This window comes from Pseudomonas sp. TE21435 (genome assembly GCF_056279265.1).
Window position 1 is genome coordinate 4,558,755 of sequence record NZ_JBWBQZ010000001.1, and the last position, 22,447, is coordinate 4,581,201.

Here is a 22,447-nt window from a genome sequence, read left to right on the forward strand (position 1 = left end):
TGATCCAAAAAACGACAACGCCCCGGCGGGCCGAGGCGTCGTAACGCACTGCCGCTTAGCGGTTGGCGAAGTACATGGTCACTTCGAAGCCGATACGCAGGTCAGTGTATGCAGGTTTGGTCCACATGGGTTTGCTCCTTCCGGATGGGGTTTGAGGTGGTCGGTTCATTATTGGGTTCTCCCAGGGACGAGAGGTTCCATTGGCCGAGATTGCGCTATCTTACAAGAAAAAATTGTACCGAAAGGTTAATTATTCGAAATGCGCCCTTGCACCAGCGGTAACAATCACCGCTGACGTCACCGCCATTTGGCGTCCGGCGCGGCGGCATTGGCCAGGCACAGCCAACCGTGACTGGCGTCGATGAGTTGCTGCAGCAGTTCGTCCAACTGAACTTGCTCGACATTTAGAATAGACCGGCGCATGCGGGGCAGGTCCGGATTGTGTGTCGCCATATGTGCCTGCCAGGCCCATTGCGCGACATCGGCATTGCTCATCGCCGTTTCGTCGAATTGATCGGCGAGCTGGGTACGGGCAGCGGCGTTCAGCGTGGCGCCTTGGCGCAGCAGATTCAGCAGGTGGCCAAGGATCTCTGCGTGGCTGGCGTGCGGCGATTGCACGCCGAACAGGAGCCCGCCGTAGCCTTCGATCTGACGAAAGGCGCTGAACACCGCATAACCCAGTTGTAGCTCGACGCGCAGGCGTTGATAGACCGGGCCCTGCAACAGCTGGGCGAGCAGGCGGCCGGCGGGGTGCAGGCGCGCGGGCAATGGGCAGAACAGCAACAGTGCGGGCTCGCTGCCCGTAGTCGGGATCTGCCGCCAGTAGCGCTCGTGGATCGGACGTGGCGCTGAAGGCTCGGCAGGTTGGCCCATGAGGCTTTGCAGTACCGTTCCCAGCGCCCCCTGTTGCGCCGCGTCGAATCCTTGCGCCAATCCCTGCCACCGGGCCTGTCGCCAGAGTGAATCGAGCTGCGGCTGGTCCGGCGTGCAGGCCTGCAGTGGTTGTATTGCGCCCATCAGCAAAGTGTCTGGCAGTGCCTTGAGCAGGGTGCGGATCGGTATCAAGGGTGCTTCGGCTGCCGCTGGCGCGTGCCAATGCTCCCAGGCAGGCGAACGCAGCAACGCAAGCGCCTCCTGCGTGGCGTTGATCACGGCCAGGGGATGCCCCGCCAGGCGCAACTGCCAGTACTCGCCGCAGGCCTCGAAGCCCAGTCGCAATGCCGCCTGCGTGGCACGCTCGCGCAACGGTCGAAGGCTGTGCTCGAGAACGGACCACAGGCGTTGGCGCAGAGGTGACAAAATCTGCCAGCGCAGATCCAGCGCCGCGAACTGGCGTGCTGGCGGCAGGCAGTCGCCGATACCGAGCGCGGCTGGCAATACGCTGCCGATCATTGGCAGTGCGTCTGCCAGCAGTACTTCTTCGGGAGGGAGCTGCCAGTCTCCTGCCGCCGTGGATGGCAGGTCGGCCAGCAGTGCATCGAAGGCGGCCAGGCCTTGGGCCGACAGGCCGCTGAACGGCCGCCCGGCGCTGTCGCGCTGGGCCAGTTCGAGCGCGCTACCAGCTTGCTCCCGGCGTTGCTGCATTTGCGTGAAGCGCAGGTTCAGTTGCCCAGGATCCTGCTGCCGTAGAAAACCCAGCCAGCCATGCAGCAGCGCCCAGGCCTCGGCCAGGCAGGCTTCGTCCGCCAGCTGCAACTGAACATGCCAGAGCAGCTGCCCGGCATGGGCGTAAAGTTGTTGCGCCTTGCAGTCCTGCAGCCAGCCGCGCTTGCGCAAGGCATCCAGCCAACCGCCAGGCCGGCTGTCGGTGAGCTGGGCCAGTAACAATTCAAGCGCCTGTTCCGCGCCTTCCGGCACGCTGTCATGGGCGAACAGCCAGTCATGACGGGCACCCCATGCGGTTGGCTGGCGCAAAGGCGCTTCGAGCAAGGCGGGCGGTCGGTCCCGGACGGTGCCGGCGCCCTGGGTGAACAGCTCGCCGTATCGTCTGCCCAGTTGTGCCAGCTCATCCAGCGATTGCGGGCCGACCAGGCTCAGGGTGAGCTGCCCGCCCTGGTAGTGGCGTTGATGGAACTGCCTCAGCCCTTGTTGGAAGGCGGGGCTTTCCAGCGGCAAGCTATAGCGGTTGCCGGCATGGAAAGCGCTCAGCGGATGGCGCGCCGACACCGATTGCAACAGGGTGAACTGGCGTTGGGCTTCGGGGTTGCGCGACCAGGCGATGAACTCGGCATGGATCACCTCGCGTTCGCGGCGCTGGCTCTCGATGGCAAAGTCCGGCTCGGCGAGCATCTGGCACAGGCGCTCCAGCCCGCCGGCCAGCGCCGCGGGCGGCACTTCGAAGAAGAAGTCGGTGGTGCGCTCGCGGGTGCTGGCGTTGACCTGGCCACCCAGGCTTTGGACGTAGCGCATCAGGCCGTCGTCCAACGGAAAACGCGTATTACCGAGGAAGAACAGGTGTTCGAGAAAGTGCGCCAGGCCCGGCCAGCGCGCTGGTGCGTCGTGGCTGCCGGCATGCACCCGCAGCGCTGCGGCCGCGCGCTTGAGGCGTGGCGCGTGGCGCAGGGTCAGGTGCAGGCCGTTGGCGAGGGTGAGGTGGCGAATGGTGTCGGACATGACGCCATGCTAGCGCGCAATGCCGAGGTTGTCTGTTCTGGCCCTGCGGCTGTCAATTCAGGTCCCGACGCAGGTCCGCCAAGTAGGGAAACGCTTCCCGCCCTTTCAATACCCGCTCGCGTTGCAGATCTGCCAGCAACAGTCCTTCCTCGTGGTCGGCCATCGCCAGTACATCGCCGTCCGGCCCGATGATGCTGCTCTGCCCGCAATACTGGATCTCGCCCTCGCTGCCGCGGTAGTTGGCGTATACCAGGTAGCACTGGTTCTCCTGCGCCCGCGAGCGCACGGTCACCTGGCAGACGAAGTCGTAGGGCGCCATGTTTGCCGTCGGCACCAGGATCAGCTCGGCGCCTTTCAGCGCCAGGCGCCGGGCGTTCTCCGGGAACTCGATGTCGTAGCAGATCAGCATGCCGACCTTCCAGCCCTCCAGCTCGACGACCGGGAAGTGATCGCCGCCCGGGCTGAACATCGAGCGGTCCAGCTCACCGAACAGGTGGGTCTTGCGGTAGTTGCACAGGCTGCGGCCATGGGCGTCGATCAGTTGCACGCTGTTGTAGATCGCCCCGTCCTCGGCCCGCTCGGGGTAGCCATAGACGATGGCGATGCGGTGCGCCTGGGCAATCTCGACGACGCTCATCGCCGAGGGGCCGTCCTCGGCCTCGGCCAGGCGTTCCACCTGGTCCAGGCCGATGTTGTAGCCGCTGAGGAACATCTCCGGGCACACCAGCAACTGCGCGCCGCGGGCAGCGGCAAGCTGGGCCTGGTGCTGCAGGCGCTCGAGGTTGCCGGGCACGTCCAATGGCTTTGGCGTGCCCTGGTACAGGGCGATGCGCATGGCGCTACTCCTTCGCTCAGTCGGCCAGGGCGATCGGACCGATCTCGTGGAACACATCGCCCGGGCCGGGGTTGTCCGGGTGGGTCTGGCCACCGAAGTGGTTGATAATACCCCACACGGCATTGAGCGACGTCTGCACCGCGCCTTCCACCCAGGCCGGGGTCCACGATACGTCGTCACCGGCGATGAAGATGCCGCGCTGCTCGGCGGGCATGTCGGCCTGCATGAAGTGCGCGTACATGCGCTGGTTGTAGCGGTAGTGGCCCGGCAGCGCGCCCTTGAAGGCGCCGAGGAAGTGCGGGTCGGCCTCCCACGAGATGGTGATCGGATCGCCGATGATATGCCCGGCGATATCGGTCTTGGGGTAGATCTTCTTCAGCGCGTCGAGAGCCAGTTGCACGCGCTTTTCGGTCGGATGCGGCAGCATCTTCAGGGCGTCGCTCATCCAGGCGTAGGACAGGCAGATCACCCCCGGCTTGTCGTCGCCGTTGTCGAACAGGTAGGTGCCGCGGGTCAGGCGGTCGGTGAGGGTCATGCTCATCAGGTCGCGACCGGTCTGCGGGTCCTTGTCCTTCCAGAACGGGCGATCGACCATGACGAAGGTCTTCGACGACTGCATGTAGCGGGTGCGGTCCAGGGCCATCCACATTTTCTGCGAGAACAGCGACTCTTCGCAGTCGATCTGGGTGGTCAGCAGCCAGCTCTGGCAGGTGGTGAGCACAGCAGCGTAGTGGCGCACGTCACCGTAGTTGTCGGTGACCGCCAGGCGCCCATCGCTGGCGCGGGCGATGCGCTTGACCCCGGTGCGCGGCGCGCCGCCATGCAGCGTACTGAGGCTGGTGCCCGCCGGCCAGTGGGCGCAGCGCTCCGGTACATGGCGCCAGATGCCTTGTGGCACCTGCTCGACGCCGCCGACCACCAGGTGCTGGTGGTCGTCGCAGTTGGTCATCACCACGCGGAAGATTTCCAGCATCGAGTTGGGGAAGTCCGAGTCCCAGCCGCCGGTGCCGAAGCCCACCTGGCCGAACACCTCGCGGTGCTGGAAGCTCAGCTTGGCGAACGAGCGCGAGGTGGCGACGAAGTCATAGAAAGTGCGGTCGTCCCACAGCGGCACCAGCTTGTTCCACAGGTCTTTCAGGCGCGGTACGTCGCGGTCGCGAATGGCCTGCTGAATGTCGGCGAACTGCGCGCCGCTCTCCAGGGCGTCGGCCCAGGCGTCGGCCACTTCGTGGAACAGCTGCGGCAGGTCGGCGTACTTCTCGGCGTAGTAGGTTTGGCCTTCCAGGTCGATCACCGTACTCCCTGAGGCCGGCGTCAGCGGGTTGGGGAAGGGCTTGGTCTCCAGGCCCAGCTTGTCGACGTAGTGGTAGAAGGCGGTGGACGACACCGGGAAACGCATGCCGCCCAGTTCGGCGACGATGCCGTCGGTGCCGTTGAACACCTGCGAACGCAGCCTGCCACCCAGTTTGGAAGCTTCGTACACCACGGGCTTGAGGCCCAGCTTCATCAACTCGTAGGCCGCCACCAGCCCGGCAATACCGCCACCGACGATCGCCACTTCTTCGCCATGGCGCGCCTCGGGAATGCTGCCCAGGCCGGCCGGGTGCTCCAGCCAGTCGTCGAAGGCGAAGGGAAAGTCCGGGCCGAAGATGGTGATGGGTTTCTTGCCGTCGGCGGGGTGGCGGTTTTTCTTGTTCATGTAATGACCTTGCCAGGGGCTGCGCAGGGGGCGGAGCCTGAGTATAGAGAATGCCTGGTGGCCATTTTATGAAGTGGGGTGTTCGTTATTAAGGTGAAAATCGACGTCGTTATGTGATTTGTTTCGTCTTAATGGGTTGGTCATTTTTAATAGTGACGATTTCTTGCTGAAAGGTGTTCGGCGTTGGCCTTGTGGTGTTCTTGAGATCGAGCGCCGCCCGCGCGGCGCTCGATCTCAGGGCCACTGCAAATTTTTCGTCGGGCCCGTGAAAGCGGTAGCAGTTCGGTATTTGTCAGACTATTTCCTACAGACGTGAAGTTTAACGAGACCTATCCTACAAACCCTATCGCTCCGGTCTGGCTGTGCGGGTAAACCTTCGCGGTTAACTTCAGCCGGTCACCGCATATTCGGTGATTGGGCGTGAGAACCCTCTTCCAACTTGAGCGTCGAGGCATGCGTTATGGCAGCCTTGCGTGGGCAGGCTCTTGCCTGGCCGGTTTCCAAGTTGGCCGGATTCTCACCCCGCGTACGGCTGCCACCCAATTCCCGTGAGAAGGATGCAGATGGCAGTGATCCCTGGCTCAACTTGGATATTGCGCTATGAAAAAGATCGTCCCCGACCCACCCCTCGCCCTGAACCCAACCACCGAGCAGTCCTTCTGCTCCTGCCAGTCCAGTCATCCCCCCATCTTTACCGTACGCCCCGGCGTCGATGCCGCCGACGCCCTGGTTCACGCCAGCATGCTGGCTCGGGCCATCCAGGAAATCGCCGACGACTACGCCCAGCACCATGCCCCCGAGGCGGGGCGGGCGATGATCTGGTCGATCCTGCATTCGGCGGAAACGGTACGGGCGCTGCTGGAAGGGCTGCTCGACGCGATGGAGGCCTGAGGGCCTCAGCCTGGCTGCCCGCGGTCCACCTTGCTGCTGAGGATGATCGACGTGGTGGTCTTCTCCACCCCGTCGAGGCTGCCGATCAGGTCGAGCAACTGGTCCAACTGCTCCGGTGAGTCGCTGAGCAGCCAGGCTACGTAGTCGAATTCGCCACTGACCGCGCACAACTGCTGGACCTGCCCCATGGCGCTCAGGTGGCGCACGATGTCCTTGCCCGAGCGCGGCTGTGCCTTGATCCCCACGTACGCCTGCAGGCCGCCGCCGATCAGGCGCTGCCCCAGGCGCACGCCATAGCCGGTGATCACCTTGTTGCGTTCCAGGCGTTCGAGGCGCGAGTTCACCGTGGTACGGGCGATCCCCAGTTGGCGGGCGAGCGTGGCGACGCTTTCGCGGGCGTTGATCTGCAACAGGGAGATCAACTGGCGATCGATGGCGTCGAGGGTGATGGAGGAGGTGGCCGGCATGGTAGGTCTCTTTTGTCGAGCTGCTAGCCTATGCAAGCGCGACCGATTCGCGCAAGGCGCCCAGGGCTGGCATTACGTTGGCAAGGCGGTACGATAGCGGGCCGCTGCCGCTCGGCAGCCTGGACCATGGCAGGAGTGATTGACCCATGAAGTTCAAGGACTGGTACTGGCGGCGATGGATTCGCCAACACGGTTGCAAGGTGAGCACGGGCATTTCCAAGTTCGGCAAGCGCGCCAGGCTGGCGCTCGAGGCCGAGGTGCGCATCGGCGATGTGGCGGTCAGCGCCGCCACCCTCGATGTCTCGATCGGGGCCCACACCTATATCCGCAGTGGCGGCTCGCTGCAGGTGGTCGAATCGATCGGGCGCTACTGCTCCATCGGCAGCGCGGTGGTCATCGGCCAGGAAAAATACGCTCATCCCACCGACTGGCTGAGTTCCCACCCTTTCCAGTTCACCGGCACCCAGTGGCAATACGAGCCGCCGAGCACGCCGGCACGCATTGGCCATGACGTGTGGATCGGCGAAGGCGCGATGATCATGGAGGGGGTCGAAGTGGGCACGGGCGCGATTGTCGCCACTCGCGCCCTGGTGACTCGGGACGTGCCGCCCTATGCCGTGGTGGCGGGCTTTCCAGCCAAGGTCGTGCGTTATCGATACCCGGAAGAGATGATCGAGCGTCTGCTCGCATCGCGCTGGTGGGAGCGCGATACCCGGCAGTTGCTGGAGCTGCCGCTGCACGACCCTGCCGCCTGTCTTGACCGGATTACCGGGCTGGATGAGGCAAGTTACACGAGGATCGAAATTTCGCGGCGTGGCTGCAAGGTGCTGGCGTCGGCTTGAATCGTCCAGAGACGTTTACGACCGGGGCTGCTGCGCAGCCCTGATCGGATTTGATCAACGTGATGCGCTGGTCTGCGCCGTGGCGCAAGGCGACTTCAGGCCAGCAGTCATGCTCTCGACGTTGTCGAGCATCTGGTTGCCTTTGTTGACCTTCTGCGCGTTCTCCGCAAGCTGCATGCGCTGGTCATAAGTGGCCGAGGTGCCATTCATGCTGTTCTTGGTTTCGAGCACGGAGTTGGCGATGCTGAGCAGGCTGCGGCCGGTGGAGATCAGGTTGTCGGTCGTACTGGGGGTGCAGGGTGCGTTGCCGCCGGCCATCTGGCTTGGCTGCTGGCCCTGGTTGTAGGAGCCCGGTGCCACGCAACCTGCGAGCGTGGCCAGCATCGGTACAACGAGCAGGGTCCCAAGCGTTCCTTGGATGTTCATGTGACGTTCCCTCGATCACTGGGCTCCGACCCGGTGCCGAAGCGATGGAGGAATTCTAGAAACGCGGCCGTGATGGCGAAATAGAACGGGTGTGCTAAAGGCACTTTGCCGCTGGTCAGAGCGACCCGAGCTACAAATCCAGGGGAAGCTGGGCACTGTAGCGCCAGTGTATTGTTTTTTGTACCGCGGAGCGGTCAGGTTTTTCGGCCATGACGTTGTTCTCCTGGTAAAAATGTGATCAAGGTTGTTGCAAGGTGGCAATTGCACACCTAAGATGCCCGCCTTCTCTCACCCGACAGCAAAGGAGGTACATCATGCAACAGTTGATCACCCTTTGCAGGTCGCGCCTGGCTTGATCGCATTCGCCGCTACTCGTTAGCGGTACCGCAACGCCCGGCCTCTGGCCTGCCAATCCGAACATCTTTTCGTTTCAACCCATCAGGATTGGACTATGGGCACTTGCATTCGCAATTTGTCCGACGGCGCCGTATTGGTCGCCGCGGACGACACCTGGATCGAAGGAAAAGCGATCCAACAACTCGAAACCACCGCTCGCCTAAGGGGCATGCATCGGGTGGCCGGCATGCCGGACCTGCACCCGGGGCGTGGCTATCCGGTCGGCGCGGCATTCTTTTCCGTGGGGCGTTTGTACCCGGCGCTGGTCGGCAATGACATCGGCTGTGGCATGGCGCTGTGGCGCACGGACATCCCGACCGCCAAGCTGCATCTGGACAAGCTGGAGAAACGCCTTGGCAACCTCGACCTGCCGCTTGACGAGACGTGGCAGGAGGCCGTCGCCAGCTTCGGTTTGCCTGCCACGGGGCACGAGCGTTCTCTAGGCACCATTGGTGGTGGTAACCACTTCGCCGAGCTGCAGCAACTCGATGAAAACTACGACGATGCGGCCCTGACAGCCTTGGGCATCGAGCGCAAACACCTGCTGTTGCTGGTGCACAGCGGCTCGCGTGGTTTGGGCGAGGCGATCTTGCGTGAGCAGGTCGACCTGTTCGGTCATCACGGACTGGAGGCGGGCAGCGAGGCCAGCACTCATTACCTGGGCCGGCACGACGGCGCGCTGCGTTTTGCCGAAGCCAACCGTCAGTTGATTGCCCGGCGCATGCTCGACCGCTTGCGTGCCGATGGCGATGTACTGCTCGACATCAACCACAACCTGGTGTCGCCAGCGCAGGTCGACGGGCTCGATGGTTGGCTGCATCGCAAAGGCGCCACACCTTCGGATCAGGGGGCGGTGGTGATCCCTGGTTCGCGCGGCGACTACAGCTACTTGGTACAGCCGATCGCCGACGAGCGCAGCCTGTTGTCCCTGGCCCATGGCGCCGGACGCAAATGGATGCGCAGCGAGTGCAAGGAGCGCCTCGCCTCGCGCTACAGCGTCGAGCAACTGAGTCGTACGGCACTAGGCAGCCGCGTGATCTGCGCCGACCGGGCGCTGATCTACGAGGAAGCGCCGGAGGCCTACAAGGCTATCGACTCGGTGGTGGGTGCCTTGCGTGAAGCGGGGTTGGTTCGCGTGCTGGCACGACTGAAACCGGTGCTCACCTACAAGACGCGCGGAGGGTGCTGCTGATGATCCTACTGCAACTCTCGGCGGCTCAGGGGCCGGAAGAATGTGCCCTGGCAGTGGCCAAGGCATTGCTCAGGCTGCAGGCCGAAGCGGATGCCCAGGCCGTGGCGGTACGGATACTCGAACAAGAGCCGGGGCCGCGGCGCGGCACCTTGCGCTCGGTGTTGCTGGCACTGGATGGCGAGCAGGCCGAGCGCCTGGCGGATCACTGGACGGGCTCGCTGCAATGGACGTGCAGCAGTCCGTACCGGCCGGCGCATGCGCGCAAGAACTGGTTTTTTGGGGGCGCACGGTTTGCGCCACCGGCACCGGAATTGGCGAGCGAGATCCACTTCGAGACCTTGCGTTCGTCCGGGCCGGGTGGTCAGCATGTCAACACCACCGACTCGGCAGTGCGCGCCACGCACCTGGCCAGCGGCGTCAGCGTCAAGGTACAGAGCGAGCGTAGCCAGCACGCCAACAAGCGCTTGGCGCTGCTGCTCATCGGTCAACGCCTGGCGCAACAGGCAGAGCAGGTCGACAGCGAACTGCGCGCGGAGCGGCGGTTGTTCCATCACCGCATCGAGCGTGGCAATCCACGTCGGGTGTTTCGTGGCGAGCGCTTCGAGCCGGCTGACGAGTAGATTGTGTGCGAATAGTCGTCTAGCAAAAGTCAGGCCGGGCGGCGTAGGCGATGCCGGCCCCACAAAAACGGATGAGAAAAGGACCCGGCTCGCACTCGGGTTTACGAGTTGCAAATGAGCATTCCGTATCTGAGGCGATCCCGCCAAAAACGCAAAAGCCGCGCAATGCGCGGCTTCGAAGATGGTGGGCCCACACGGACTCGAACCGTGGACCAAAGGATTATGAGTCCTCTGCTCTAACCAACTGAGCTATAGGCCCTCAGCAAGTGGGCAGGATTATAACGAGGGTTTAGATAGCGTGCCATCCGAAAGATCCGTTTGTGCTATGCGAAGAAAGGTCGCCGCGAATTCGTCCGGGGGCAGGGGCAGGCTGACGATGTAGCCCTGGATCTGCTCGCAACCTTCGGCGGCTAGGAAGCGCTGCTGCGCCTGGTTCTCCACGCCTTCGGCAATGATCGTCAGTTGCATGCTGCGGCCCAGGGCGATGATGGCGCGGGCGATGGCGGCGTCGTGGGGGTCGTCGGGCAGGCCCCGAATGAACGACTGGTCGATCTTGAGGATGTCCAGCGGCAGGCGCTTGAGGTAGCTGAGCGAGGAGTAGCCGGTGCCGAAGTCGTCGATGGCCAACTGCACGCCCAGTTGCTTGAGCTGGTGCAGCACGCTCAGCGCCTCCTCGGCCTGGCTCATGATGAAGTTTTCGGTGATCTCCAGTTGCAGGTCGCCCGCCTTGAGCTGGTAGCTGCGCAGCAGTTGCTCGATGCGCCGGGCCAGGTTGGGTTGGCGCAGCTGGGCGCCAGCGAGGTTGATCGAGAGCGGGCCGAAGGCGTGGTAGGTCTTCTTCCAGCTGTGCATCTGCCGGCAGGCCTGCTCCAGTACCCAGTCGCCAAGTTGGAGAATGGTGCCGTTCTCCTCGGCCAGGTGAATGAACTGCTCGGGCGGCACGTCGCCGAAGGTTGGGTGGGTCCAGCGAATCAGTGCCTCGGCGCCCACCAGGCTCTGGGTCTTGAGGCTGAACTTGGGCTGGTAGCACAGGCTCAGTTCATTGCGCTCGATGGCGCGGCGCAGTTCGTGTTCCAGGGCGATGCGCTCGCTGGCCTGGGTGGTCAGTTCGCGGGTGTAGGCCTCTACCCGGTTGCGGCCCTTGGCCTTGGAGCGGTACATGGCGGCGTCGGCGTTGCGGATCAGGTTGGCGACATCGGTGCCGTCTTGTGGGTAAAGGCTGATACCGATGCTGGCGCTGGTGAAGAACTCGTGCTCGCCGGCCTGGAACGGTGCGTGGAAGCCGGCCAGCAGCTTGTTGGCGATGGCGCTGGCATCGCTGGGCTTGTGCAATCCGGGCAAAAGGATGATGAACTCGTCGCCGCCCAGGCGGGCCACGGTGTCGACATCACGCACCTGCTCCTTGAGGCGCTGGGCGATGCCCTTGAGCAACAGGTCGCCCACCGGGTGGCCGAGGCTGTCGTTGATGTGCTTGAAGCGGTCGAGGTCGAGGAACAGCACCGCGCCCTGGCGGTTGGATACCTGGGCGCAGCTGAGCGCGGCCTGCAGGCGGCTTTCGAACAGGGCGCGATTGGGCAGGCCGGTCAACGGGTCGTGATGGGCTTGGTAGTCGAGCTTGGCCTGGGCGTGCTTGATACTGGAAATGTCGGCGAAAACGGCGACGAAGTGGGTGATCTCGCGTTCGTGGTTGCGCACGGCGCTGATGGTCAGCCAGCCGGGGTAGAGTTCGCCGTTCTTGCGTTTGTTGTAGATCTCGCCTTGCCAGTGGCCTTCCGCGGTCAACTGGTGCCACATGGCGACGTAGAAGGCGCTGTCGTGCTGGCCGGAGGCGAGCAGTCGCGGAGTCTGGCCGAGGGCTTCGATCTCGCTGTAGCCGGTGATTTCGCTAAACGCGCGGTTGACCGCGCTGATGCGCTGGTCGGTGTCGGTTATCAGCACGCCCTCGGCGGTGTTCTCGAACACCGTGGCGGCCAGTTGCAGCTTCTCCTGCATCAGGTGGCGTTCGGTGATATCGCGGGCGATGGTCAGCATACAGTCGACGCCGCCGATCGGCAGTGGCCGGGCGGACAGTTCACAGAGGCGGATCTGTCCGTCGCTGCGGCGGATATGGCAGCTGAAATCGCGCACGAAACCGTCACGCTGTAGTTGATCGACCAGGCGTTGGCGCTCGTTGAGGTCGACCCAGATACCCAGGTCCAGCGAGGTCTGGTCGACCGTTGGGCTGATGTCGTAGCCGGTGAGGCGGCAGAAGCCTTCGTTGACCTCCAGCAGCAGGCCGTCGCTCTGGCGTGACAGCAACAGGCCATCGGGTGAGGCGTGGAAGGCCTTGGCGAACTTCTCCTCGGAGGTCTGCAGTTGCTGCTGGGTTTCCTTCAGCTGGCTGATATCGCGGATCGCCACAACCAGTGCCGGCATGCCGTCGAGGTCGAAAGTCTCGGCCGAGGTCAGGCCGGTGAACAACTCGCCGTTGTTGCGGCGAAAGGTCATCTCCAGGTTGCGGATGCCGCCGCGATGCAGGCGCTCGAGCAGGGCCGGGCCGGTACCGGCCACGCCCCACAGGCCGAGCTCGGTGGCGGTGCGGCCGATCACTTGCGCCGGACTCAGGCCGATCAGTTCCTCGAAGGCTTCGTTTACCTCCAGCAGGCAGCCGTCGCTGTGCCGGGCGATGATCAGGATGTCCGGGCACTGCTGGAACACCGAGGCGAACTTCTGCTCCGACAGGCGCAGGGCATCTTCGGTGTGCTTGGTTTCGCTGATGTCGATCATCAATCCGCGCATCAGCGACTTGTGGCCATGTTCGATCATGCTGACGATGTTGCGCACCCATAGGGTATGGCCGTCGGCGCGGATCACCCGGTAGTCGAGGCTGTGGTCGCGCCCGGCGGCTGTTTCGCTGTCGCAGTAGGCCTGCGCCCACAGGGCATCTTCCGGGTGCAGGATGCTGCGCCAGAAGCCCGGTTTGAGCCATTCTCCCGTCGGGTAGCCGAGCAGGTCCTCGGCGTGCGGCGACACATAGCTGTAGCTGAAGTCGTTGGCATCGGCCTCCCAGGCCACTGCTGACAGGCTCTCGATCAGGCCGCGGTAATGATACTCGCTGCTGCGCAGTTCCTGTTCCAGGGCGATGCGCCGGGAAATCTCCGAACTCAGCCGGCGGTTGATGCGGATCACCACCGCCAGGATGGCCATCAGCACCATCACGGCTGGCAGGCCGTAGAGCAGCACGTCGTGCCAGAAAGTCCGCTGGTCGACGACGTTGCCCACCCAGCGCTGCTGAATGTGGCTGACTTCGCTGCTGCTCATGTCGGCCATGACCTTGTCGAGGATGCCGACGAGCATCTTCTGTTCCCGCGGCACGGCCATGGCCAACTGGTAGCGGTACGGCGTTTCACCGCTTACATACAAGCCGTCGAGCTTGAGCTGGCGCAGGCTCCAGATGCTCGAAGCGAGGTCGCCGACCACGGCGTCCACCTCGTCGGTAGCCAAGGCCTGCAAGGTGGAACTGACATTGGGCATGGCCACCAGGTTGAGGTCCGGGTGGTGGGTGCGCAGCAGCTCATGGGGGGCGTAGTTCTCCACCACGGCGATCTTCAGGCCGTAAAGGTCCTTGAGGTTGCGCGGTTGCGCGCCGCCGGAGTGGGCGAGGATGACGATCGGGAAGTCCAGGTAAGGGCGGGTGAAGGCCAGGTAGCCCTGCCGCTCCGGTGTGGACATGATACCGGGCAGCAGATCGAGCCGGTTGCTGCGTGCCTGCGCGAGGACTTCGGTCCAGCTGCTGGGCTCGATCGGCTTGAGGGTGATCCCCAGGCGTTCCTGGATCAGGGCGATGTAATCGGCGGCCAATCCCTGGTAGCGACCTTCCTGGTCGCGGAATTCGAACGGCGGCCATGAAGCATCGACGCCCAGGCGCAGCTGCGGGTGGGCGCTGAGCCAGGCTTGTTCCTCGTCGGTCAGGGTCAGGGCGCCGGCCGTTGTGTTCCAGGTGAGCAGGAGCAGCAACAGGAAGGCCGGCATCATGGGCATAGCGGCCTCTCGAACAGGGGGTCTGATTCGAGTGTAGACGGGCATTCCGCCCGCTGGGTAGACAGTGGTAACGACCTTCCGTCACATAAGAAAAACCCCGGCCTGGGCCGGGGTTCGTCTTTACTCGTCGAGGAAGGAGCGCAGATGCTCGCTTCGCGTCGGGTGGCGCAGCTTGCGCAGCGCCTTGGCTTCGATCTGACGGATCCGCTCGCGGGTCACATCGAACTGCTTGCCGACTTCTTCGAGGGTGTGGTCGGTGTTCATGTCGATGCCGAAACGCATGCGCAGCACCTTGGCTTCGCGTGCGGTCAGGCCCGAGAGCACGTCACGGGTTGCTTCCTTGAGGCTTTCGACCGTGGCCACGTCGATCGGGGACTGCATGGTGGAGTCCTCGATGAAGTCGCCCAGGTGCGAATCTTCGTCGTCACCGATCGGGGTTTCCATGGAGATCGGCTCTTTGGCGATCTTCAGTACCTTGCGGATCTTGTCCTCAGGCATTTCCATGCGTTCGCCCAGCTCTTCCGGGGTCGGTTCGCGGCCCATTTCCTGCAGCATCTGGCGGGAAATACGGTTGAGCTTGTTGATCGTCTCGATCATGTGCACTGGGATACGGATGGTGCGCGCCTGGTCGGCGATCGAGCGGGTGATCGCCTGGCGGATCCACCAGGTGGCGTAGGTCGAGAACTTGTAGCCGCGACGGTATTCGAACTTGTCCACCGCCTTCATCAGGCCGATGTTGCCTTCCTGGATCAAGTCGAGGAATTGCAGGCCGCGGTTGGTGTACTTCTTGGCGATCGAAATCACCAGACGCAGGTTCGCCTCGACCATTTCCTTCTTGGCGCGACGAGCCTTGGCCTCGCCGATGGACATGCGGCGGTTGACGTCCTTGATCTCGGCGACGGTCAGGCCGGTCTCGGTCTCGAGGTCGATCAGTTTCTGCTGGCAGGCGACGATGGCGGCGTTTTTCTCACCCAGGGCGGCGGCCCATTTGGTGTTGCGCTTGGCCAGGTCACCGGACCAGGTCTGGTCGGTCTCGTTGCTCGGGAACAGGCGCAGGAAGTCGGCACGCGGCATGCGCGCGTCACGCACGCACAGTTGCATGATGGCGCGTTCTTGCTGGCGCAGGCGATCCAGGGCGCCGCGTACGCGTTCGACCAGAACATCGAACTGTTTCGGTACCAGCTTGATCGGCATGAACAGGTCGGCCAGCGCCTGCATGGCGCCGATGCTGTCTTTATGGCCTCGACCGTGCTTCTTCAGCACTTTGAGGGTATCGACCAGCTGATCCTTGACCGCACCGAAACGCTGGGCGGCAACGACCGGATCCGGACCGCTTTCGGCCTCCTCCTCGTCGTCGCCGTCGGCGTTCTCTTCTTCGTCGTCGTCGCTTTCTTCCTTCGCGGCAGCGGCCTTGGCACCTGGGATCGGTACTTCTTCGGTCGGTGCGGCGATGTTGTCGTCAGGGTCGATGTAACCGCTGAGAACGTCGGACAGACGGCCACCTTCGGAGGTGACACGGTCATATTCGCCGAGGATGTAGTCGACAGTACCCGGGAAGTGAGCGATGGCGCCCATGACTTCACGGATGCCTTCCTCGATACGCTTGGCGATTTCGATCTCGCCTTCGCGGGTCAGCAGCTCGACGGTACCCATTTCGCGCATGTACATGCGCACCGGGTCGGTCGTGCGGCCAATATCGGTCTCGACAGCCGCCAATGCGGCGGCGGCCTCTTCGGCTGCGGCCTCGTCAGTGTCGGCTTCCGCCAACAACAGGGCATCCGCATCCGGAGCACTCTCGAATACGTTGATCCCCATGTCGTTGATCATGCGGATGATGTCTTCCACCTGCTCCGGATCTGAAATATCCTCTGGCAGGTGGTCGTTGACCTCCGCGTAAGTCAGGTAGCCCTGCTCACGACCGCGGGTGATCAACTCTTTGATACGAGATTGCTGTTGCGCTTTTCCGGACATAACACCCTATCCACTGAAGGTCTTGGCGGGCAAAAAACAAGCCGAGGATTATACCCGAGCATGGACCTCACGCGCCAGATGAGGTCGGGTTTTGTGCGGGAACATTACGGCTCAGCAGGGTAAGCAGCTGAGATTTTTCCTCTGTACTCAGTTCACTTAGACGCGCTTTCCTGAGCAGATGTTCCAGGCTGCGCTCGCGCTGGCGAGCGGACAAGCTAGTTATAGTGTCGAAAAACTGTTGTTCAAGGTTGTCGGCATCGATCAACCATTCCTTTTCCGCCAGGGCGCGTAGCAGGCGACCCTGTTCGGTCCCGTGCCAGCGCGCAATCAGCTGCATTGAGCTTAGCTTAGGATTCTTCTGTGCGGCCTCGATCAGGGCCACCAGCAGCTGGCTGTAGAGTTGCTCTTCGTCGGCGAAGTGGCTGGCGTCCTCGACCTTGCCGGCCAGCAGCGGGTGATGCAGCAAGGTGCGCAGGGCCGAGAGCGTCGGTGGCTCCACTGGCGCGGGTACCCGTGGTGGCGCCTCGCCGCGCTGGCCATCGCGCTGCCACGGCTTGCCACCTTTCTTGTCCCAGGGTTTGCCGTCCCACTGCTTTTTGCCGCCACCTTTGTTCGGCGTCCAGGGGCGTTGCTCCTGATGTGGTGCGGCATAGTTGGGCTGGTAGTGCATGTCGCCATGGTCTGGCACGTAGCTTGCCATCGCGTCGTAGTCGTAGCCGGGGTCGTAATCCGGCGCGCTGGGTGCTGGCGCGCTCTGGGCCAGTTGCTCCATCTGCTGCGGGTCGAGGCCGGTGATGTCTTTCAGGCGGTTGCGCATCAGTTGGCGCAGATTGGCGCCCGGGACCTTTTCGATCAGCGGTGCGGCCAGCGTCACCATGTGCGCCTTGCCTTCCAGCGAGCGCGGGTCGGCCTCGTTGCTCAACTGCTCGAAGAAATAGTCGGCCAGTGGCTGGGCGTGCTGGTTGATGCGGGCCTGGAAGGCATCGGTGCCTTCGGCGCGCACCAGGCTGTCCGGGTCTTCGCCTTCGGGCAGGAACAGGAAGCGTGCACGGCGACCGTCCTGCAGGCTCGACAGGGTCGCCTCCAAGGCGCGCCAGGCGGCCTTGCGGCCGGCCTGGTCGCCGTCGAAGCAGAACAGCACGCTAGGTACCACGCGGAACAGGCGCTTGAGGTGTTCCTCGCTGGTGGATGTGCCAAGGGTGGCCACCGCGTTGCGCAAGCCTTGCTGGGCGAGGGCGATCACGTCCATGTAGCCTTCGACGACGATGATCTCGTCAAGGTTGCGGTTGTGCTTGCGTGCCTCGTACAGCCCGTACAGTTCCTGGCCCTTGTGGAACACCGGGGTTTCCGGGGAGTTCAGGTACTTGGGCTTGTCGTCGCCCAGCACCCGGCCGCCGAAGGCTATGACCCGGCCGCGGCTGTCGCGGATCGGGAACATCACCCGGTCGCGGAAGCGGTCATAGCGCTTGCCGCTTTCGGCGTTCTCGATCAGCAGGCCGGCGTCGATCATCACCTTCTGTTGCAGCGAGTCGGCTCCCAGGTGCTTGAGCAGGTTGTCCCAGCCCGGCGGCGCGAAGCCCAGGCCAAAGTCGCGGGCGATCTCGCCGGACAAACCGCGCCCCTTGAGATACTCCACCGCCGCCTTGCGGGTGGCGTGGCTGCGCAGGGCCTGGCGATAGAACTCGCTGGCCGCCTCCAGCAAGGGGTACAGCGGCGAGTCGGTCGGCTGGCGTGGCTTCTGCCCGCGGCGGCCTTCCTCGCGAGGGACTTCCATGCCGGCCGCGCGGGCCAGCTCCTCGACTGCCTGGGGGAAGTCCAGGTTGTCGTGGTCCATGACAAAGCCGAGGGCATTACCCCCAGCGCCGCAACCGAAGCAGTAGTAGAACTGCTTGTCGGGGCTGACGGTGAAGGAGGGGCTCTTTTCCTTGTGGAACGGACAGCAGGCGGAAAGATTCTTGCCGGTTTTTTTCAGCTGGATGCGCGAACTCACCACATCGACGATGTCGGTGCGGTTGAGAAGGTCATCGATAAAACTCTGGGGAATCAGCCCGGCCATGGCAGCCTCGTCATCTGGCAACTGGCAAGTCTAAACGCTTGTGCGCGGGTTTGGCGTGGGGTGTCGCAGGAAGAGGTGTGTGCTCGTCGGTAGCCGGTGAGGGCTCGTCAGAAAAGACGTGCACGCCTGGCCAAAGACCAGTTCTGACGCGTTGAGGCAGGTTGCCCATGGCTTTTGCCGGGGCGCCCCAGGCGCATGGCCAAGGGTTTCAAGCAACCGCTACCATAAGCCCAGCACGAGGCCGGGCATGGCAGAAGCTTTGCGTAGAACGGCTGTACTTAGTACAGACGAACGGCGCGGCGCTGTTCGCGCTGAACTTTCTTCGCGTGACGCTTAACAGCGGCAGCGGCTTTGCGCTTACGCTCGGCGGTCGGCTTCTCGTAAAACTCGCGGCTACGAACTTCAGCCAGTACACCGGCTTTTTCGCAGGAGCGCTTGAAACGACGCAGAGCTACGTCGAAGGGTTCGTTCTCTTTAACTTTGACGGCTGGCATCCAGGGCTACCTTAATTCATTACCGGGGTAGACGTGCTCCTGGCAAAACATAAGGTGTGCTGGAGAACGTCGGTTTTCAAGGGTTGCGGATGTTAACCCTTAGCTGGCCGGAATGCAAAGCCTCTGATCGAAAACCGCTGGTCGGCATCGGGCACGGGGACTATCATGCGCGCCTTCGAATTCAGCCTCCACAAGGCACGGACCCATGCTAGTACTGGGATTGGAAACATCCTGCGACGAAACTGGCGTCGCATTATACGACAGTGAGCGCGGCCTGCTGGCCGACGCGCTGTTCAGCCAGATCGACCTGCACCGCGTCTATGGCGGCGTGGTGCCCGAGCTCGCCTCGCGCGATCACGTCAAACGCATGCTGCCCCTGATTCGCCAGGTGCTGCAGGAGGCCGACTGCGTCGCTACCGAGATCGACGCCATCGCCTACACCGCAGGCCCGGGCCTGGTCGGCGCGCTGTTGGTGGGCGCCTCTTGCGCCCAGGCACTGGCGTTCGCCTGGGATATTCCGGCGATTGGCGTGCACCATATGGAGGGCCATCTGCTGGCGCCGATGCTCGAAGAGCAGCCGCCGCAGTTTCCGTTCGTCGCTTTGTTGGTTTCAGGTGGCCATACCCAACTGGTTCGGGTCGATGGTATCGGCCAGTACGAACTGCTGGGCGAGAGCCTGGACGACGCGGCTGGCGAGGCGTTCGACAAGACCGCCAAGCTGATCGGCCTCAATTATCCGGGTGGCCCCGAGATCGCCCGCCTGGCCGAACAAGGCACGCCTGGGCGCTTCGTGTTCCCGCGGCCGATGTGCGACCGCCCCGGCCTGCAGTTCAGCTTCAGTGGCCTGAAGACCTTTGCCCTGAATACCTGGCAGCAATGCCGCGATGCCGGGGACGACAACGAGCAAACCCGTTGCGACGTGTCGCTGGCGTTCCAGCAGGCGGTGGTGGAGACTCTGACCATCAAGTGCAAGCGCGCCCTCAAGCAGACCGGCCTCAAGCGCCTGGTCATCGCCGGCGGCGTGAGCGCCAACAAGGCCTTGCGTGTTTCGTTGGAAGAGATGCTGGCGAGCATCAAGGGCAATGTCTACTACGCCCGCCCACGCTTCTGCACCGACAACGGTGCGATGATTGCCTATGCCGGTTGCCAGCGTCTGTTGGCCGGGCAGCAACAGGACCTGGCGATCAGCGTGCAGGCGCGCTGGCCGATGGAGCAGTTGCCGGCAGTATGAGGTGAGCCGGGCTTGTGCGAGCGCATCAGAAGTGGCGTTCGCGCCCGGCGAACAGGTCACGCAGGTTGCGGCGGTGGCGCCACACGATCAGCACCGTCAGCACGGTCATCGGCAGCAGCGCTTCAGGCTCGCGCCAGGCCAGCAAGGGCAGCGTCAGCGGTGTGGCGATCAACGCCGCGAGCGAGCTGGTGCGGGTCAGGTAGAAGGTCAGCAGCCAGGCGCCGATGGCCAACAGGGCGGCTGGAAAGTACAGGGCCATGAGCATGCCGGCGGCGGTGGCCACGCCTTTGCCGCCCTTGAAGCGGAAGTACACCGGGAACAGGTGACCGAGCACCGCGCAGATGCCTACCCAGGCCTGCTCTTGCTGGTCGAGCCCGGCCAGGCGTGCCAGCAGCACGGGCAACATGCCCTTGCACAGGTCGCCGAGCAGCGTCAGGATCGCCAGTTTGCGGCCCGCCAGGCGTAGCATGTTGGTGGCGCCGGCATTGCCGGAACCGCTGGAGCGCGGGTCGGGGCTGCCACTGAGGCGGCTCAGGACAATGGCGAAGGACAGAGAGCCGAGCAGGTAGGCAAGCAGCGCCAGTGACCAAAACATGCTAACTATTCCGGGCGAGGACGCCCTGATTCTAACGGCGCCCGTCGCCCTTGTCGTGCTGTGGAGAGAAGTGCTTGGACAGAGTGTTCATCGAAGGCCTGGAAGTCGATACCGTGATCGGCGCCTATGACTGGGAGCGGGATATTCGCCAGTGCCTGCGCCTGGACCTGAGCTTCGCCTGGGACAACCGCCCGGCGGCGGCCGGTGACGACCTGTCGCTGGCACTGGACTATGCCAGTGTCTCGGCACGTATCCAGGCGTTCGCCGAACAGGCCCGTTTCGAGCTGGTCGAGACCTTCGCCGAGCGCTTGGTCGCGGTGTTGATGGCGGAATTCAACATTCCCTGGGTGCGCCTGAAACTCACCAAGCCGGGCGCGGTACCGGCGGCCCGTGGTGGTGTTGGCGTGGAGATCGAGCGCGGATGTCTCTGAGCACGGTATACCTTGGGCTGGGCAGCAACATCGAGCGTGAGCGGCACTTGTGCGCCGGGCTCGATGCCCTCGCCGGCATCCTCAAAGACATGCAGTGTTCCGCGGTGTTCGAGAGCCAGGCCGTGGGGATCAAGAGTGGCCCGTTCTACAACCTGGTGGTGCGCGGGCGCACCGAACTGCCGCTGCTGGAACTTGACCGCCGGCTCAAGTTCATCGAGGCCGACAATGGCCGCTACGCGCCGGACCGCAAGGGGCTGCCGCTGGATATCGACGTACTGATGTTCGATGAACTGTGCGGGACCTTCGATGGCCTGGTGCTGCCGCGCGCGGAGATCCTGAAGAACGCCTTCGTGCTTTGGCCGCTGTCGCTGCTGGCTGCGGAGCTGGTGCACCCGGGCGAGGGCAAGTCCATGGGGCAGTTGTGGCGCGAAGCGCGCATCGAGCAGGTACTGGCGCCGGTACCGTTCGAATGGCGCGGGTTGCAGTTGACCCCCGCTTAAGCCAGCGCCGGCCTCTTCGCGGATCTGCCTGCGAAGAGGCCGGGCAGATCAAGCTGCCTTATAGGCTTCGAGCGCCTTCAGCCGCTCACCTTTAAGCGCTTCGCCCAGGCCCTGGCCGGCAAGCCCGGCGTCCAGCAACGGCTTCACATCCACGGCACGCGCCGCTTCAGCGGCCCCGCGCAAGTACTCGCCTTGTGGATAACCTGAACCCAACGCCGCCATCTCGCAGACGGCGATGAAGTCCTCGAAGCGCTGCGGCCGTCGGTACACGTCGAACTTCTGCAACATTTCCAGCAGGCTTGCAGGCTCCAGCTGCGCAGCCTGGTCTGCGCGCTCGGCAAACTCCCCCACCAGCATTGCCAGTTCCTGGCATTCACGCGGGGCCTTGAAGCGCTGGTTCAGCGCCTTGAGCGCGGCAGGCGGCAGTCCGCGTAGCAGGCACGCCCAGCGCACCGCCAGTGGCTGCTGGTGCCTTGCCGCCTGGTGCAGCGCTGCCAGTGTACTGGCGCCCTCAAGCTCGGGCATCAGCTCGCTCAACCCGCCGCAGCTGCGCAGCACCTCAATGAACACCTGCGGTTCGCTTTCCATCAATGCACGCTCGATCTCCTTCCAACTGCGCTCGGCGGTCAACGCCTGCAGTTCGCCCGATTCGGCGATCTGGCGCATCAGCTGCAACGTCTCATCGGCGACACGAAAGCCCAGCGGCGCATAGCGCGCGGCAAAGCGGGCAACGCGCAGTACTCTCAGAGGATCTTCGGCGAATGCCGGGGAAACATGGCGCAGGAGACGCTGCTCGAGATCTGCCTTGCCATGGTAGGGATCGTGCAAGTTGCCGTGCTCGTCCTCGGCCATGGCATTGATGGTCAGGTCGCGACGAACCAGATCCTCCTCGAGGGTCACTTCGGGGCTCGCGTGGAAGGTGAAACCGCCATACCCGCGCCCGCTCTTGCGTTCGGTACGGGCCAGGGCATATTCCTCGCCCGTCCTGGGGTGAAGGAATACCGGAAAGTCGGCACCGACCGGGCGAAAACCCTCGGCCTGCATCTGTTCGACCGTGGCGCCGACCACCAGCCAGTCGATGTCGCTGACCGGACGGCCGAGCAGGCGGTCGCGCACGGCGCCGCCAACCTTGTAGATCTGCATGTGGAACCTCCATTACTGGCGACAG

The 22,447-nt window shown here is 63.7% G+C and carries 19 protein-coding genes and 1 tRNA gene; 7 read left to right on the top strand and 13 right to left on the bottom strand.

Features of this window, described 5'->3' with window-relative positions:
* Window positions 1–55 precede the first annotated feature (55 nt).
* From pqqA to ACZ9C1_RS20570, 4 genes are all read right to left on the bottom strand, one after another.
* A complete protein-coding gene (pqqA, locus tag ACZ9C1_RS20555; RefSeq protein ID WP_003243383.1) occupies window positions 56–127 on the bottom strand; it encodes a pyrroloquinoline quinone precursor peptide PqqA in 72 nt (23 codons plus the stop codon).
* Window positions 128–297: 170 nt separating this feature from the next.
* Window positions 298–2,613, bottom strand: coding sequence for a pyrroloquinoline quinone biosynthesis protein PqqF (pqqF, locus tag ACZ9C1_RS20560; protein WP_476254325.1), 2,316 nt, complete (start codon window positions 2,611–2,613; stop codon window positions 298–300).
* A gap of 52 nt (window positions 2,614–2,665) precedes the next feature.
* Complete coding sequence (locus tag ACZ9C1_RS20565) at window positions 2,666–3,448, bottom strand: carbon-nitrogen hydrolase family protein (protein ID WP_476254326.1); 783 nt, start codon at window positions 3,446–3,448, stop codon at window positions 2,666–2,668.
* A 16-nt stretch (window positions 3,449–3,464) separates the two neighbouring features.
* Window positions 3,465–5,147 (bottom strand): flavin monoamine oxidase family protein, encoded by a 1,683-nt coding sequence (locus tag ACZ9C1_RS20570; protein ID WP_102681915.1) that lies wholly within the window; start codon window positions 5,145–5,147, stop codon window positions 3,465–3,467.
* A gap of 600 nt (window positions 5,148–5,747) precedes the next feature.
* Here ACZ9C1_RS20570 and ACZ9C1_RS20575 point away from each other — a divergent pair.
* Window positions 5,748–6,038, top strand: coding sequence for a DUF3077 domain-containing protein (locus ACZ9C1_RS20575; RefSeq protein WP_028689051.1), 291 nt, complete (start codon window positions 5,748–5,750; stop codon window positions 6,036–6,038).
* Between the two features lie 5 nt (window positions 6,039–6,043).
* On the opposite strand, the gene ACZ9C1_RS20580 is transcribed toward ACZ9C1_RS20575, so the two are convergent.
* Window positions 6,044–6,505, bottom strand: a complete 462-nt coding sequence (locus tag ACZ9C1_RS20580) for an Lrp/AsnC family transcriptional regulator (RefSeq protein WP_094011516.1) — start codon at window positions 6,503–6,505, stop codon at window positions 6,044–6,046.
* A gap of 146 nt (window positions 6,506–6,651) precedes the next feature.
* Between ACZ9C1_RS20580 and ACZ9C1_RS20585 the strand changes: the two genes are divergently transcribed.
* Window positions 6,652–7,347: a CatB-related O-acetyltransferase gene (locus ACZ9C1_RS20585; RefSeq protein ID WP_476254327.1), complete on the top strand. Its 696-nt coding sequence runs from the start codon at window positions 6,652–6,654 to the stop codon at window positions 7,345–7,347.
* Window positions 7,348–7,401: 54 nt separating this feature from the next.
* Here the strand turns inward: ACZ9C1_RS20585 and ACZ9C1_RS20590 are convergent, their stop codons facing one another.
* The gene (locus ACZ9C1_RS20590) at window positions 7,402–7,773 is read right to left on the bottom strand and encodes a hypothetical protein (RefSeq protein ID WP_110697457.1); all 372 of its coding nucleotides are present in this window, start codon (window positions 7,771–7,773) and stop codon (window positions 7,402–7,404) included.
* A 451-nt stretch (window positions 7,774–8,224) separates the two neighbouring features.
* On the opposite strand from ACZ9C1_RS20590, the gene ACZ9C1_RS20595 reads away from it, so the two are divergent.
* Both ACZ9C1_RS20595 and prfH read left to right on the top strand, forming a co-directional pair.
* Window positions 8,225–9,361: an RNA ligase RtcB family protein gene (locus ACZ9C1_RS20595; protein WP_110697459.1), complete on the top strand. Its 1,137-nt coding sequence runs from the start codon at window positions 8,225–8,227 to the stop codon at window positions 9,359–9,361.
* Entirely contained in the window at window positions 9,361–9,981 is a 621-nt protein-coding gene (gene prfH, locus ACZ9C1_RS20600; RefSeq protein WP_110697542.1) for a peptide chain release factor H, read from the top strand. The genes ACZ9C1_RS20595 and prfH overlap by 1 nt, the downstream gene beginning before the upstream one ends.
* A 182-nt stretch (window positions 9,982–10,163) precedes the next feature.
* On the opposite strand, the gene ACZ9C1_RS20605 is transcribed toward prfH, so the two are convergent.
* The 5 genes from ACZ9C1_RS20605 to rpsU all read right to left on the bottom strand — a co-directional run bounded on the left by ACZ9C1_RS20605 (window position 10,164) and on the right by rpsU (window position 18,522).
* Window positions 10,164–10,240: transfer RNA gene (locus ACZ9C1_RS20605), tRNA-Ile, on the bottom strand.
* Window positions 10,241–10,257: 17 nt separating this feature from the next.
* The gene (locus tag ACZ9C1_RS20610) at window positions 10,258–14,001 is read right to left on the bottom strand and encodes an EAL domain-containing protein (RefSeq protein ID WP_476254328.1); all 3,744 of its coding nucleotides are present in this window, start codon (window positions 13,999–14,001) and stop codon (window positions 10,258–10,260) included.
* Window positions 14,002–14,121: 120 nt separating this feature from the next.
* Window positions 14,122–15,972 carry an RNA polymerase sigma factor RpoD gene (rpoD, locus tag ACZ9C1_RS20615; protein WP_102681921.1) on the bottom strand — a complete coding sequence of 617 codons (1,851 nt, stop codon included), beginning with the start codon at window positions 15,970–15,972 and terminating at the stop codon, window positions 14,122–14,124.
* A gap of 67 nt (window positions 15,973–16,039) precedes the next feature.
* Window positions 16,040–18,028, bottom strand: a complete 1,989-nt coding sequence (gene dnaG, locus ACZ9C1_RS20620) for a DNA primase (RefSeq protein WP_476254329.1) — start codon at window positions 18,026–18,028, stop codon at window positions 16,040–16,042.
* Window positions 18,029–18,306: 278 nt separating this feature from the next.
* Complete coding sequence (gene rpsU / locus ACZ9C1_RS20625; protein ID WP_003255575.1) at window positions 18,307–18,522, bottom strand: 30S ribosomal protein S21; 216 nt, start codon at window positions 18,520–18,522, stop codon at window positions 18,307–18,309.
* A 205-nt stretch (window positions 18,523–18,727) separates the two neighbouring features.
* Between rpsU and tsaD the strand changes: the two genes are divergently transcribed.
* A complete protein-coding gene (gene tsaD / locus ACZ9C1_RS20630; RefSeq protein ID WP_046857388.1) occupies window positions 18,728–19,753 on the top strand; it encodes a tRNA (adenosine(37)-N6)-threonylcarbamoyltransferase complex transferase subunit TsaD in 1,026 nt (341 codons plus the stop codon).
* 25 nt (window positions 19,754–19,778) lie between these two features.
* On the opposite strand, the gene plsY is transcribed toward tsaD, so the two are convergent.
* A complete protein-coding gene (gene plsY, locus ACZ9C1_RS20635; protein WP_046857387.1) occupies window positions 19,779–20,348 on the bottom strand; it encodes a glycerol-3-phosphate 1-O-acyltransferase PlsY in 570 nt (189 codons plus the stop codon).
* Window positions 20,349–20,422: 74 nt separating this feature from the next.
* Here plsY and folB point away from each other — a divergent pair, with 74 nt between their 5' ends.
* Entirely contained in the window at window positions 20,423–20,779 is a 357-nt protein-coding gene (gene folB, locus ACZ9C1_RS20640) for a dihydroneopterin aldolase (protein ID WP_046857386.1), read from the top strand.
* Window positions 20,770–21,279, top strand: a complete 510-nt coding sequence (gene folK / locus ACZ9C1_RS20645; protein WP_277502553.1) for a 2-amino-4-hydroxy-6-hydroxymethyldihydropteridine diphosphokinase — start codon at window positions 20,770–20,772, stop codon at window positions 21,277–21,279. The genes folB and folK overlap by 10 nt, the downstream gene beginning before the upstream one ends.
* A gap of 48 nt (window positions 21,280–21,327) precedes the next feature.
* Here folK and ACZ9C1_RS20650 read toward each other — a convergent pair whose 3' ends face one another.
* Window positions 21,328–22,422: a multifunctional CCA addition/repair protein gene (locus ACZ9C1_RS20650; RefSeq protein WP_457378198.1), complete on the bottom strand. Its 1,095-nt coding sequence runs from the start codon at window positions 22,420–22,422 to the stop codon at window positions 21,328–21,330.
* Window positions 22,423–22,447 lie beyond the last annotated feature (25 nt).